General features: G+C 36.8%; 14 protein-coding genes, 1 pseudogene and 1 other annotated feature. Of the genes and pseudogenes, 8 read left to right on the forward strand and 7 right to left on the reverse strand.

What is annotated here, in order from left to right; genetic code table 11:
* Positions 1 to 130 precede the first annotated feature (130 nt).
* The 3 genes from AAFN87_RS14050 (at position 131) to AAFN87_RS14060 (ending at position 1,715) form a co-directional block, all read left to right on the forward strand.
* Positions 131 to 691, forward strand: a complete 561-nt coding sequence (locus AAFN87_RS14050; RefSeq protein WP_347791706.1) for an HTH-type transcriptional regulator Hpr — start codon at positions 131 to 133, stop codon at positions 689 to 691.
* A 226-nt stretch (positions 692 to 917) separates the two neighbouring features.
* A complete protein-coding gene (locus AAFN87_RS14055) occupies positions 918 to 1,460 on the forward strand; it encodes a DUF3267 domain-containing protein (RefSeq protein ID WP_347791707.1) in 543 nt (180 codons plus the stop codon).
* Between the two features lie 69 nt (positions 1,461 to 1,529).
* Positions 1,530 to 1,715, forward strand: coding sequence for a hypothetical protein (locus tag AAFN87_RS14060; protein ID WP_347791708.1), 186 nt, complete (start codon positions 1,530 to 1,532; stop codon positions 1,713 to 1,715).
* Positions 1,716 to 1,765: 50 nt separating this feature from the next.
* Here the strand turns inward: AAFN87_RS14060 and AAFN87_RS14065 are convergent, their stop codons facing one another.
* Complete coding sequence (locus AAFN87_RS14065; protein WP_347791709.1) at positions 1,766 to 1,870, reverse strand: YjcZ family sporulation protein; 105 nt, start codon at positions 1,868 to 1,870, stop codon at positions 1,766 to 1,768.
* A gap of 144 nt (positions 1,871 to 2,014) precedes the next feature.
* On the opposite strand from AAFN87_RS14065, the gene AAFN87_RS14070 reads away from it, so the two are divergent.
* Positions 2,015 to 2,881, forward strand: coding sequence for a peptidylprolyl isomerase (locus tag AAFN87_RS14070; RefSeq protein ID WP_347791710.1), 867 nt, complete (start codon positions 2,015 to 2,017; stop codon positions 2,879 to 2,881).
* A gap of 30 nt (positions 2,882 to 2,911) precedes the next feature.
* On the opposite strand, the gene AAFN87_RS14075 is transcribed toward AAFN87_RS14070, so the two are convergent.
* From AAFN87_RS14075 to AAFN87_RS14085, 3 genes are all read right to left on the reverse strand, one after another.
* Complete coding sequence (locus AAFN87_RS14075) at positions 2,912 to 3,247, reverse strand: zinc ribbon domain-containing protein YjdM (protein WP_347791711.1); 336 nt, start codon at positions 3,245 to 3,247, stop codon at positions 2,912 to 2,914.
* 162 nt (positions 3,248 to 3,409) lie between these two features.
* Positions 3,410 to 3,979 carry a TetR/AcrR family transcriptional regulator gene (locus tag AAFN87_RS14080; RefSeq protein ID WP_347791712.1) on the reverse strand — a complete coding sequence of 190 codons (570 nt, stop codon included), beginning with the start codon at positions 3,977 to 3,979 and terminating at the stop codon, positions 3,410 to 3,412.
* Positions 3,980 to 3,995: 16 nt separating this feature from the next.
* Positions 3,996 to 4,154 (reverse strand): hypothetical protein, encoded by a 159-nt coding sequence (locus tag AAFN87_RS14085; protein ID WP_347791713.1) that lies wholly within the window; start codon positions 4,152 to 4,154, stop codon positions 3,996 to 3,998.
* Positions 4,155 to 4,512: 358 nt separating this feature from the next.
* Between AAFN87_RS14085 and serC the strand changes: the two genes are divergently transcribed.
* Positions 4,513 to 5,607, forward strand: a complete 1,095-nt coding sequence (serC, locus tag AAFN87_RS14090; RefSeq protein ID WP_347791714.1) for a 3-phosphoserine/phosphohydroxythreonine transaminase — start codon at positions 4,513 to 4,515, stop codon at positions 5,605 to 5,607.
* Between the two features lie 206 nt (positions 5,608 to 5,813).
* Here the strand turns inward: serC and yhaM are convergent, their stop codons facing one another.
* Positions 5,814 to 6,749 (reverse strand): 3'-5' exoribonuclease YhaM, encoded by a 936-nt coding sequence (yhaM, locus tag AAFN87_RS14095; protein WP_347791715.1) that lies wholly within the window; start codon positions 6,747 to 6,749, stop codon positions 5,814 to 5,816.
* Positions 6,750 to 6,990: 241 nt separating this feature from the next.
* Between yhaM and AAFN87_RS14100 the strand changes: the two genes are divergently transcribed.
* On the forward strand, positions 6,991 to 7,176 hold the full coding sequence (locus AAFN87_RS14100) for a YhzD family protein (protein WP_347791716.1): 186 nt from the start codon (positions 6,991 to 6,993) through the stop codon (positions 7,174 to 7,176).
* A 433-nt stretch (positions 7,177 to 7,609) separates the two neighbouring features.
* Here the strand turns inward: AAFN87_RS14100 and AAFN87_RS14105 are convergent, their stop codons facing one another.
* Together AAFN87_RS14105 and AAFN87_RS14110 are read right to left on the reverse strand one after the other, a co-directional pair.
* The gene (locus tag AAFN87_RS14105; RefSeq protein ID WP_347791717.1) at positions 7,610 to 8,392 is read right to left on the reverse strand and encodes an enoyl-CoA hydratase; all 783 of its coding nucleotides are present in this window, start codon (positions 8,390 to 8,392) and stop codon (positions 7,610 to 7,612) included.
* Between the two features lie 69 nt (positions 8,393 to 8,461).
* Positions 8,462 to 10,110: pseudogene (locus tag AAFN87_RS14110) on the reverse strand (FAD-binding dehydrogenase).
* A 393-nt stretch (positions 10,111 to 10,503) separates the two neighbouring features.
* Positions 10,504 to 10,766 (forward strand) — a binding site (T-box leader).
* A 55-nt stretch (positions 10,767 to 10,821) separates the two neighbouring features.
* On the opposite strand from AAFN87_RS14110, the gene serA reads away from it, so the two are divergent.
* The gene (gene serA / locus AAFN87_RS14115) at positions 10,822 to 12,423 is read left to right on the forward strand and encodes a phosphoglycerate dehydrogenase (RefSeq protein ID WP_347791718.1); all 1,602 of its coding nucleotides are present in this window, start codon (positions 10,822 to 10,824) and stop codon (positions 12,421 to 12,423) included.
* 481 nt (positions 12,424 to 12,904) lie between these two features.
* Positions 12,905 to 14,149, forward strand: a complete 1,245-nt coding sequence (locus AAFN87_RS14120) for a polysaccharide deacetylase family protein (protein ID WP_347791719.1) — start codon at positions 12,905 to 12,907, stop codon at positions 14,147 to 14,149.
* Positions 14,150 to 14,220: the final 71 nt, after the last annotated feature.

The following is a 14,220-nucleotide window of genomic DNA, read 5'->3' on the forward strand; positions in this document are numbered from 1 at the left end:
GGCTAATTATCACTAAAAAATACCAAAATATGATATTTTTGAGTCGTATTACAATTATTTAATTTTTCTAACTTTAAACTTTTTTCTTTTATTGCTATAATATTTTCAAACGCTATGAAAGAAGAAGGTGATGGCTTTGTCTGAGAAATTATATTCAACAAAAGAGGCTATGTTATATAGTCAGAGAATTGCCCAACTATCAAAAGCACTATGGAAAGCTGTTGAAAAAGATTGGCAATTGTGGATTAAACCTTATGATTTAAACATTAACGAGCATCATATTTTATGGATTTCATATCATTTACAAGGCGCTTCAATATCCGATGTGGCGAAATTCGGTGTGATGCATGTATCTACTGCATTCAATTTTTCAAAAAAGCTAGAAGAACGTGGCCTTTTAAAATTTTCAAAGCGGGACGATGACAAGCGCAATACATACGTCGAGCTTACTGATGCAGGAGCAGCACTTATTTTGCGTATGAACGAGCATTATCATGATACACAACATTGTATTTTAGAAGGCTCACTACCACTAAAAGAATTATATGGGCGCTTCCCAGAGTTTTTAGACGTAATGGCTGTTATTCGTAACATTTATGGAGAAGACTTCATTGAAATCTTTGAACGCTCTTTTACTAATTTCAAAGAAAGTTTCGATGTAATCCATGAGCATGCCTCAATTCAACAATAACTTAGAAACAACGCGGCTGTTCTGTAAGCTTTTCTTGCAGAGCAGCCTTTGCTTTATATGGGAAAAGCTGCTCTGTCGCCGTCTACATTACCACAAGATGCTCTTTTAATTATTCATCATAAGTAAAAATCTCTAGATTCTAGATAAAAAAATTTCAAATTACTTTTCAGATTGCTCCTTTTTAATTATAATGAAGCGCAAATGAATGCTAGAAAGAGGTTTTACAATGCACTGTTGGAAAACGATAAATATTGAATATGAATACGGTACAACGAGACTCGTCCTGTTTTCGACAATTACCTTTTTTCTTGTATTTTGTTTCTCTTACGTTGGAGTAAGTCATAACTTCCCTTCTCGGCACCATGACGATTATTTTATAGTTTTTTTCCTTGCACTATTTGCTCTTTACCCTTTGCATAAATTAATACATTATATCGCGCTTTTGGATTATCGAAAAAAACTAGCATTTCGTTGGCGTATTCAATACCGCTTCATTCCTGTCCTACATATGCGGTTGAAAGATACGATTCCAAAAAATCGCTATGTATTTGCCTTACTGGCACCTTTTTTATTTCTAAATAGCTTGTTGCTTGTTTTGGCAGTTAATTACACGCAGTACGCCCATTACACTTGCATCCTGCTCGGACTTCATTGCAGCATATGTTTTATCGATTTATTGAACGTTAAAAATTTATGGAATTCCCCGCCCAATGCTGTTATTGAAGAAACACCAAAAGGGTATGAAATATTAGTACCGCCAAACATGTAGTTCTTGCTTGTATCTGGATATAAACGTTTGATATGCTTAATAATGAACTGATAGAGGGGAGGAATAGATTTGCTACTTTTAATTGTAGTGCTATTCTCTGTATTTTATTTATTCCAAATTAATCGCATGACTTATGCACTTTGTATGCGTAAAGAAATTCCCGAAGAAAAACAACCTAAAATATTCCGTACAATTAATGTGCTTATAACGATTTTATTAGTTTCTTTTTACGTGGAAGTCTTATTTGCTGTTTAAAAATGAAACGAGTTGGCCCGACAATGTGAGCCAACTCGTTTTTTATTCAATTAGTAAAGAAACGCTGCACCGACGATAATGAGTAAAATGAACAGCACTACTATTAACGCAAAGCTTGAGCCGTAGCCGCCGCCGTTATAGCCTCCGCCACCCATAGCACTCCCTCCTTTCTATCTTCTATCGTATGCATGCCTATTTGTTAAACTTAGGCGCATTTGACTGCAACCATTTTGTTTTTTTTTTCGTTTATGTTATAGTAACTAAAGCATTTACATGAAAGTAAGGAGCGTACATTTCAAATGAAAAAAACATTTTTAGCACTCACTCTAGCTGCATCTTTAGGATTAGCAGCATGCAGCAATCCTGGAGATGAAGTTGTTGTCACTTCTTCTGTAGGCGATTTAACACAACAAGATTTTTATAAAGAAATTAAAAATTTAGCCGGAGAGCAATTACTAGAACAAATTATGATTGAAAAAATCCTTGAGGATAAATACGATGTTTCAGATAAAGATGTTACAGCTGAATTTGACGCATTAAAGGAACAGTACGGCGAGCAATTTGATTTAATTCTTGCTACAAATGGTTTATCTGAAGATGCACTTAAAGCGAATATTCGTTTCAACTTATTAAAAGAACAAGCTGAAAAAGATGTTGAAGTAACGGATGCAGAAATTAAAGCTTACTATGATCAAGCGAGCAAAGAATTAAAGGCACGACACATCTTAGTAGAAGACGAAGAAACAGCTAAAAAAGCAATTGAACGCATTAAAGCTGGTGAAGATTTCGCAACAGTAGCAAAAGAAATGTCTAAAGACCCAGGCTCAGCTTCTGAGGGCGGGGAGCTTGGTTGGTTCACAGTTGGAAAAATGATTCCTGAATTCAATGATGCTGCTTATGCACTTGAATTGAACACAATTAGCGAACCTGTTAAATCTCCTGCTGGTTACCATGTAATCGAAGTAACGGACAAACGTGATGTTAAAGACTACGGTACATTAGAAGAGAAAAAAGATGAAATTCGTGATGCAATTGCAGAACAAAAAGCTGACTGGAATAAAACGGTTGCTAAATTATTGAAAGAAGCAAAAGTTGAAGTGAAGGATGCTGACTTAAAAGGAGCATTCAAAGCTTACAATATTGATGAAGAGAAAGCTAAAAAATAAAATTAAAAAAGAAGGCCTCGGCCTTCTTTTTTAATTTTTCTTTACAAACTCTGATTTTAACTGCATTGCGCCAAAACCGTCGATTTTGCAATCAATATTATGATCGCCTTCTACTAGACGAATGTTTTTTACGCGTGTACCAATTTTCAATGCAGATGAACTACCTTTTACTTTTAAATCTTTAATGACAGTCACTGTATCTCCATCAGCTAGTAAATTGCCATTTGCATCACGCACAACTAAGCCTTCTTCTACTATTTCCTCTGTTTGTGACCATTCATGTGCACATTCTGGGCAAATATACATTGTCCCGTCTTCATATGTGTATGCCGAATTACATTTCGGACAGTTAGGTAAATTTTCCATAAATACACTCCTCCATCAAGTAATCACCTTAATACTTGCATATTCCTATCGTAAAGACAAGCCTTCTCTCATAAAGGGACATTACTTACGACAATACTGTGTCTGTTTTGTAAAATAGTATACTTGAAAATTCTTTGTGAATAAGTGCATTTAGGCATCTTCCTATTTCGATACACCATGACAAATCATTTGCCGAATCGACTGCTCAAACTGTTCTTTCGGGATATTTGAATGATTCGGGATAGCAATGCTTTGGAAAATAAAGCCGAGAACAAGCTCGCTTGCCAAATTTTCATTGACGATTCCTTCTTTTTTCCCGCAAGCGACTACATTGAGTAATGGTACATACATCGCGACGTGCATTTGATCGAGCATTTTTAGCTTTTGCATAACGCCTTCGTTATCGCCACCATCAATAATATGTACCATACTAAATATTTGGTGCATATCTTTTGAGCGCAAAATAATCGATAAGAGTGTATCCAATTGTTCATTAAACGGAGATGTTTGATCTATTTTCTTAAATTCTCCAATTAAACCAGTCATAAACTCCATCATATAGTCTACAATTAGTTCTTCTTTATTTGTATAATATTTATATATCGCAGCTCGAGATACGTTTAATCTTTCAGCTAAATGTTTAAATGTAAATCCTTCATATCCTAATTGCAATAATAAGCGTTCCGTTTCTGAAAAAATATCAGCTGTCGAAAACTTACGCTCCCTTGCCAATGAAATTCCCCCTCATTTATGCGTGACGATTTTGACTTAGCCAAAAAGCAGCACCAATAAAGACTGCCCCACCTATCGCATTTCCAATAGATACCGGTATTAAATTATGCATCATTCCTTGCAGTGTTACAAGTTCACCATGTGGAATCATAAGGGCTAGCGAAAATAATGTCATATAAATAATCCACCAAGCATCGTCATCATAAAGTAACTTATTTTACTACGTTGTAATGTTGAAACTTTGCCAAGTGCTGCTTGTGAAATCGTTTCAAATGTTTCTTTCATGCTCTCTCCTTCTAAAACTAATTGTCGTATAGTAAAAATTATATCAGTACTTCCATAATTTACATATAACTAATACTATTAATGCGATTCTCATGTAATAGCGATTTGCAAATAATCAAAATATGCTACACATACAACGTTTTATTCTCGTTTATGTACGTAACGATAAAAAGTATTATGAATTTTGCCATTAGACGTATAAAACAGTATATTATAAAGTCTATCAACCACATTAAGGAGTGTTCATTTTGAATCAGACAAATCAACGTGCTTATAATTTTAATGCAGGTCCTTCTGCTCTTCCCTTAGAAGTTTTAGAGGCAGCTCAACAACAGCTTGTAAACTTTAATAACTCTGGCATGTCTATTATGGAAATGAGTCACCGAAGCGCTGATTTTGAAGCAGTACATAATGGTGCGATTGACCGCCTACGTAAATTATTCGCTATACCTGAAAACTATGAAATTCTATTTTTACAGGGTGGCGCAAGCTTACAGTTCTCAATGATTCCAATGAACTTTTTACAAGCGGGACAAAAAGCAGATTACGTGCTAACAGGAGCATGGTCTGAAAAAGCGTTAAAAGAGGCTAAATTATTCGGTGAGCCAGTAGCAATTGCTACAACGAAAGACAATAATTATAAAAATATCCCAGCAGTTAGTGATCTTGTATTTAATGATGATGCTGCATATGTGCACATTACATCAAATAATACAATTTTCGGTACACAGTGGAAGCAATTCCCTGAAACGAATGCGCCATTAATCGCTGATATGTCTAGTGATATTTTATCGAAGCCAGTTGACGTAAGTAAATTCGGTATGATTTATGCTGGAGCACAAAAAAATCTTGGTCCTTCAGGTGTTACAGTTGTTATTATTCGTAAAGATTTATTAGAAAAAGCGAATACTAACATTCCAACGATGTTAAAATATTCAACACACACTGATAACAATTCTTTATACAATACACCACCAACATTCGGTATTTATATGTTAGGTGAAGTATTAAAATGGGTTGAAGCGCAAGGCGGCTTAGAAAAAATAGAAGCAAACAACGAAGCGAAAGCAAAATTAATTTATGATGCAATCGATCACTCAAATGGCTTCTATACAGGTCATGCGACAGAAGATAGCCGTTCCCTAATGAACATTACGTTCCGCGTTGCAGACGAAGAGCTAGAAAAGCAATTCCTTGCTGAAGCTAAAGCGGCTGGATTTGTTGGCTTAAATGGTCACCGCTCAGTAGGCGGCTGCCGTGCATCTACTTACAATGCTGTACCATACGAAACATGTAAAGCACTAGCTGATTTCATGATTGCATTCCAAGCAAAGCACAGCTAATTTAAGAAAAGCGCAAGCGCCCCGTTTAGCCCCGACAAGCGCTGGAAGGCATTCAAACGAAAGCAACTTTTCCGCTTTCGATTGAGGGCATGAAGCGACCTCGAGGGGCTGGGCGCTGAAGCTAGACACTGCCCGAACTCTAGAATTCAATACTTTTTTACCTTTTAAAAAGGAGATTTCGCAAATTAGCGAAATCTCCTTTTCGTTTAAATTTTTGGTTTATAAAACGAACGATTATCTAGCGGGAATAGACGCTCTGTAAATTCACCAGGCTTTGTTTTATCTAGTGCACGTGTAAGCATATTCATCTTGGCATCTATATTATCAATGTAATGCAATATTTCTGCTTCTTGGATCATCGGCTTTTTCGGACTACCCCATTCTTCTTTACCATGATGTGATAATACTAAATGCTGCAGTAACATAACTTCTTCGCCTTCAATTCCTAGCTCTTTAGCAGCTTGACCAATTTCATTGACCATAATTGTAATATGGCCAAGTAAGTTCCCTTCAACTGTATACGCTGTCGCAACTGGTCCTGTTAACTCAATCACTTTACCAATATCATGTAAAATAATACCTGCATACATTAAATCAGAATTTAATGTTGGATATAGTGCGCAAATTGCCTTTCCTAAACGTAACATTGACACGACATGATCGAGTAAGCCTGATACATAATCATGGTGATTTTTAGATGCAGCTGGATACACAAGCAAGCTTGGTTGATGCTTTTTAATTAGATGACGCGTAATACGTGAAATACTTGGATTTTTTATTTCAAAGAAAAATTGATTTAGCTCTTCCATCAATTGCTCTTTTGGAGTTGCTGAAGAAGGTACTAAATCATTAATTTGAACCCCGTCTTCTGGGCGCGCCACGCGAATTTGTTTAATGCGTAGCTGATTTTTACCACGATAATCATGGATTTCTCCACCTACTCGTACGATTACTTCTGCTTTATAAGTATTTTCATGTTCTTCATTTGTATCCCAGAGCTTCGTTTCAATATCTCCACTTTTGTCTTGAAGAATTAAAGACATAAATGGCTTCCCTACTGTTGTCACACCTTTTGTGGCCTGTTTAATAAGTAAAAATTGATCTACTTGCTCCCCAACTTGGAGTTTAGTAATTCCTTCCACAAAGAATCACTCCTTTTCTTTACATTGACCGCGCTTATACGGTACGTTTACCCTTATTGTACCATGTGTGTACCGGCTATTCGATTAAATGATAGTAAAACAGGAGAAATCATTTTACTTATATCTGGGCAAATTCCTGAAATTTTTTTCGTATTTTACTAATTTATAGGGAATGCTTCGTGAATTATCATAATATTTCATGTATAATGATAATATATTCGCTTAAAAGGTGGGGGAAACTATGGAAAATTATCGCTTCACAGCATTTGAAAAAACTGGAGAAACGCTATTTGATGAAATATGGACTTTTGCAAGCGATGAATCGGCTAAAATCGATGGCCAAAAGCAAATTGAAGAAAAAGGCGTTGCAGAAAAGACACACCGTCTAGTAAATGCAGCAGGAAAATTAATTTTATTCCACGTGTAATATACATATGTGGAATACATTAATAAAATTTCTACATCAAACATTGGGGTAAGGCATCGTAAATAGTTATCGCATCCGTTCCGGTGCCTACTCCTGCATCGCTATTCCCGACTCCTAAGCCTCTTCATTACACTGCCAGTTTTATCAATCTCTTTATCAACCTCTGAAAATTAATATGTAATCCATGCTCATAATAAAATTGTCTGCAATATTTCGCTAATATGCTACACAATAAGTGTCCATTCCAAACAGAGATCAGCTTATTTTCAAATTGAAAAAGGCTAGTTCAAAGTTGTTAGTTTTGACCAGCCTTTATTATCCTTCAATGGCCTTAAAGCATCGTGCTATTACCGATTATAAAACCAATAATACCGCCGATTAAACTGATAACAATTACCCTGAAAAATCACCATGCAATCCTTTAGGACACATATTATTTACCGATAAATTCCGGCATTCTTTTTTCTACAAACGCTTGAATGCCTTCCTGATGGTCTTTAGAGTTGCGCATTTTAGATTGGGCATTTGCTTCACCTTGTAAAATACGTTCTAGTTCAGGTAATTTTTCAGCATGTAAAATTTGCTTCGTTTCTAGCATCGCAGCTATTGGTGACGCTAGTAATTTGCCGACAATCTGATCAACGGTTGTCGCCGCTGCATCCTCTGGCACATTATAATCAATTAAACCTTGCGCAAGAGCCTCTTTTCCGTTCATCACTTTACCTTCCCAAATCATTTGCTTCGCTTTCACTGTACCGACACGCTCCTGCATATGGAAGTGACCGCCACCATCAGGAATTAGCCCAATGCCAATAAAATTCATCGCTAACTTTGCCGTTTCTTCTGCAACAATAATATCGCTGCCAAGTACTAAACTAAAGCCAAGCCCTGCCGCTGCCCCATGTACTTGAGAAATTGTAATCATCGGTAAGGTGTAATACGCAACTGCTAGACGTGTTATATCATCCATTATTTCGCCAAAATCAGCAAAGTCATTAGAGCCCACCATTGCTTTCACGTCGCCGCCTGCTGAAAACACGCGACCCGCCCCCTTAATAATGAGCACTTGTACATCTTTTTCCTTGTGCAATGCTTCAAAACAATTTGCTAACTCTTTCATCATCGTAAAATCCATTGCATTCATTGCATGTGGCCGATTCAATGTTAAAACTGCTTTTCTCTCAAGCACTTCAAGCTCAATTGTTGTATATCCCATGTTCTACACCCCTTATAATGAATAGTCATTCACTTTCTACTATTCTATATTCTCGTAGAAATATCCTTTTTATTTGCTCAAATATTCGCCAACTCGTTTTCCTGTGAACAAACAACCACCTATAAATGTCCCTTCTAATGAGCGGTAACCATGGACACCGCCCCCTCCGAATCCACACACTTCCCCAACAGCAAATAAACCAGGTATGCGCCCCCCTTTCTCATTTAATACTGCACTATCTAAATCTGTTTGTAGTCCGCCGAGTGTTTTACGCGTCAATATATTTAATCGCACTGCGATGAGTGGCCCGTTTGCTGGATCTAAAAACTTATGTGGCTTAGCGACACGAATTAATTTATCCCCTACATAATTACGTGCCCCTCGCATCGCGGTAATTTGCGCATCTTTCGTAAACAAATTGTCTATTTCACGATCACGGGCTAATATTTGCTCCTTTATATGCATAAAATCAAGCAATTCTGTGCCAACAAGCTCATTCATTCCTTGCACTAAATCCTTTAAACTACTCGCAACAACAAAATCTGCACCATGGTCTTTAAATGCTTGTACTGGCTTTGGTGGACCTGGCAAGACACGTTTTAAAACTTCTGAAATACTTTTATTCGTTAAATCTGGATTTTGTTCAGAGCCTGATAATGCAAACTCCTTTTCAAAAAAATTCTTTCCGTTAATATAAACCATGAATAGTCGTAGCCTGTTTGTTGAATTGCTTCGAGGGTACTTAACGTATCAAACCCTGGAAAATTTGGAGCTGTAAAACGATTACCAGTAGCATCGAACCATAGCGATGAAGGTCCTGGTAATATTCGAATTCCATGATTTTTCCAAATAGGATCCCAGTTACGTAATCCCTCTGTGTAATGCCACATACGGTCGCGATTGACGATACGCCCCCCAATATTTTCTGTAATTTCAAGCATGCGTCCGTCTACATGAGCTGGTACACCACTAACCATCGATTGTGGCGGCGTTCCTAAGCGTGAAGGCCAATTTTTCTTTACGAGCTCTAAATTCGCACCAATACCGCCGCTTGCGACAATGATTGCGTCCGCATAATAGGCGAAGTCACCAATTGCGACACGTGAACTTTCTGTACCACGCTCTGCATTACTTGGCTCAAGTATCTTACCTGTAATACCTATTACAGTACCGTTTTTCATAAGAAAATCATCAACTCGGTGTCGCGCCTTAAAATCAAGCAAACCACTTTCTCTAGCTGCTATTACTTTATTAGCAAACGGTTCTACAATTCCGGGACCGGTTCCCCAAACGATATGAAAACGTGGTACGGAATTTCCATGTCCACCTGCTAAAGAACCACCACGCTCTGCCCATCCGACTACTGGGAAAAAGCGGATACCAAGTTTTTTTAACCACTCATATTTTTCTTCGGCAGCAAACTCTACGTATGCCTTGGCCCATTTCACTCCCCATGAATCCTCATCGTCTAAACGATCAAATCCAGCTGTGCCTAGCCAGTCCTGCCAAGCTAGCTCTTTACTATCTTGAATGCCAAGGCGCCGTTGTTCTGGTGAATCGACTAAAAACACCCCTCCAAAAGACCAAAATGCTTGTCCACCAATCGTTGTTTCTGGCTCTTGATCTACTAGTAGTACTTTTTTCTTTGCATCGATTAATTCACTTGCAGCTACTAATCCTGCCAGTCCAGCCCCAACAATAATGACATCATACTTCATTTGATCCCTCCTTTCTTTGACTATATGTATAACATTCGTGTTTCACGTCATTTCCCCTGCGAATTTATGAATGTCTTGTAACAGTTCAAATTATGAAAGGTGTCAAAATTGTGTCGCACTAATACGTTCGGCTTGTATCTTATTTTCCTATATACTATATACTCTAATTTCGTTTTTAATTTTCTGTCAATTACATTGTTATCAATAGTTCCCAATCACGATAACGCTTACATTTGCAGTTCCCAAAACACGAACATTAACTTGTCTAAGTGTAATTTAAGTTCGTGATATAATCTATTTAAGCCTCGTTTTTTTCTTATTTTTAATTTTTTTTGTAAATATCGTTGACAAAGGTGAACAATCGGTATTATGATGTTAACAAATTTAATCACGAAAAATATAGTGACGGAGACATGCTCGTCGTACTTTTTCTTTAGAGAGCTGATGGATGGTGAAAATCAGTGTTAGAGGCGAATGTAGTTCCACTCCCGAATAGATAAGCAGTAAACGAAAGTAAGCTTATCCGATTCATGCTCGTTACGCATAACTTAAGATTGCAAGAAATATTTTCGATATTTAATATTTTCGAAGTATTTTTGCAATGAATAAGGGTGGTACCGCGTAAGTTAGTTATTTCAAAGCTTTTCGCCCCTTACATTGATATGTAAGGGACGGAAGGCTTTTTATTATTTTTAAGAGGAGCGAAATAGAATGACAGCAAAAACAATTAATGTATTTATTGCAGATCCACTAAGCGAAGATGGTATCCAACCGCTTCGTCAAGAAACAGGCTTAGATTTAAACATCATTATCGACACTGGCTTAACTCCAGCAGAATTAATTGCTAAAATTACGGACGTAGATGTATTACTAGTACGCTCTCAAACAACGGTAACACGCGAAATAATCGAAGCTGCGAAAAACTTAAAATTAATCGGACGCGCTGGTGTTGGTGTGGATAATATCGACTTAACTGCAGCAACAGAACACGGAATTATCGTTGTTAATGCACCAGATGGTAACACAAACTCTGCTGCTGAGCATACAATTGCAATGATGACATCACTTGCACGCTTTATCCCACAAGCGTTCAACACTTTAAAAAACGGTAAATGGGACCGTAAATCATATGTAGGTGTAGAGCTTAAAAACAAAACTTTAGGTGTTATTGGTATGGGACGTATCGGTGTAGAAGTTGCTTACCGCGCAAAAGGTCAACGAATGAACGTAATCGCTTATGATCCTTTCTTAACAGAAGACCGTGCAAAAGAGCTTGGCGTAACAAAAGGTACTGTTGATGAAGTATGTGCAGCTGCAGATTTCATTACAGTACATACACCACTTCTTCCAGAAACACGCAATATTATTAATAAAGAACGCTTTGCTATTATGAAAGACGGCGTACGTATTATTAACTGTGCACGTGGTGGTATTATTAATGAGGACGACTTATATGATGCAATCGTTGAAGGTAAAGTAGCTGGTGCGGCACTAGACGTTTTCGTAACTGAGCCAGCAACAGATCATAAATTGCTTACTTTACCACAAGTTATCGCAACACCTCACTTAGGTGCCTCTACAATTGAAGCACAAGAATCTGTTGCGGTTGACGTATCAAACGACATCATTAAATTTTATAAGACAGGCACAGTGACAAACCCTGTAAATATGCCTTCGATTCCGAAAGAAAAGCTTGCACAAGTAGAGCCATTCTTCGCTCTTGCAGATAAGCTTGGTAAATTCTTAATCCAAGTAACGAATGAAGTAGTAAAAGAATTAAACATTTCTTATGCTGGTGAAGTAGCAAACTTTGATGTCCGTCCACTTACTGCAAACGCGATTAAAGGTTTATTATCAACAAACCACGGAACGCATGTAAATGACGTAAATGCTCGCTACCTTGCTGAACGTATCGGCATGAAAATAAATGAGCATAAAACAACAACTGCAAAAGGCTTAACAAACTTAATTACAGTTGAAATTAAAACAGAAAATACAACACATACAGTAGCTGGTACACTATTAAATGGTTTAGGTGCTCGTATCGTGAAAGTGGAAGGCTTCGTAGTTGACGTTGTACCTGAAGGAAACTTACTGTACATCAAAAATACAGATAAACCAGGTGCTATTGGTCGTGTAGCTACAAAATTAGCTGAAAAAGATATTAACATTGCAACGATGCAAGTAGGCCGTAATGCAATTGGTGGCTCTGCAGTAATGATGCTAGTTGTAGATAATGTTGTAACGGATGAAGATTTAACATTCGTAGCACAGCTTGAAAATATCGACGAAGTAAAAGCAATTAAGCTTTAATTGTTGAGAGGATAGTTTGGCAACTTTGTAAGACAAGTAATTGTACATGATTTTATATATTATTAGAACTTGCTTATAATATTGCACATCTTATAAAAATGTACATTACTAAATTCAATTTTAGTAGTGTACGTTTTTTATTTTCGCAATAATCGTTAATTCCCTAATGAGAAAGTTGTTAAATAAATAAGCAATCCATGATTCAAATAACGTGCCCTACATATACTAATCATTATATCAATACAACCAAATACCAATTTCTAGAAATTGAGAAGTGACTGAAAAGGATAGTTGGTATTATTTTCGGCATATTTTGCATTGCTATGTATTAAAATTTTCCTTACTGAAAGGTACATCTTATTTGTATTGTTCTTTAAATTGTTAAAAAATATTTAAAAATCCAATAAATCTAAAATTTCCGAACTACACTGTTCCAATTTTTCATATAATGAATTATATCAATATAAAAAGGGGATTACATATGAAAAAATGGATGTTCGGATTGATTTTGGCAATACTAGCGTGCATTATTTTTCCTACTCATAATGCTGTTGCCGAGGAGCCACTGCCTATCCGATCAATTACCAAAGAAGTGAATTTACTTGCAGATGATTATGCAACAATCATTACAACAATTCCGGAAAATGCTACGGTTATTATGTATGAAAAATCAAATGGTTGGGCAAAAATTGGATTTATGCAATATACAGGCTTTGTAAAACTAAATGTTTTAAAATCAATCAAACCGGAACCGATGCTTGCATCATCTAAAAACCCTCCTTACGTAAGGGAAACTAATAATTTCCATGCAAAACCATTAGGGAATGTCTATGTAGATAGTATTGTCCAAGTATATGCAACCGATGAACAAGGCTGGTCTTTCGTACAATATGGCAATTTAACAGGCTATGTAATCGCAACTGCATTGAAAACACCCAAAACTAAAACGATGGTTGTAAAGGAACCAAAAGGACTCTCCGTAAAATTGACAGCAAGCACTAGTAGCTCAGAGATTGCTGTTTTACAGGACAAAACGAAAGTAGAAGTATATACACTCTTACAAGGTTGGGCATACATTGTAGCAGGTGATATTCAAGGCTATGTGGTCGCAAGCAAGCTGCAAAATACGACGATACCCAAAATAGGGAAATTCAATTATGGTGTCGTAACAAAAACAAAACGTGTAGCACTCACTTTTGATGATGGACCACATCCAACGATTACGCATCAAATTTTAAAAACATTAGAAAAATACGATGCAAAAGCGACCTTTTTCGTTACAGGGCATCGTGTTGAAAAAAGTCCAGATGTCTTAAAAGATGTCTTTGAAGCCGGTCATGAAATCGGTAATCATACGTATAATCATCCGAAATTAACGGATTTACCGATGAAACAAGTAAAATCACAAATTGAGCAAACGAATAAGCTCGTAAAATCAATTATCGGGGAAGAACCAACACTATTCAGACCGCCTTACGGATCATTTGATAAAGAAATTCAAGCATCACTTTCTGTCCCATTAATTATGTGGTCAGTTGATACCCTTGATTGGAAACATCGCGAGCCAGCTAAAACATTAGACGCCGTTCAAAATTACTCGAAAAACGGTAGCATTATTTTAATGCACGATGTTCATCAAACAACCGCTGACGCATTAGATCAAGTGCTTGCTTATTTAACAAAGCAAGGCTATGAATTCGTAACTGTTTCTGAGATTCTCAATTAATTAGAATTAAATGTTTTTAAAAACATAATAAGAATCTGCTCTCTCTCTCGGTGGCTAACCGTAGGAGTCTC

It is taken from the genome of Solibacillus sp. CAU 1738 (genome assembly GCF_039888725.1).
In the GTDB taxonomy this organism is placed as follows: Bacteria; Bacillota; Bacilli; order Bacillales_A; family Planococcaceae; genus Metasolibacillus.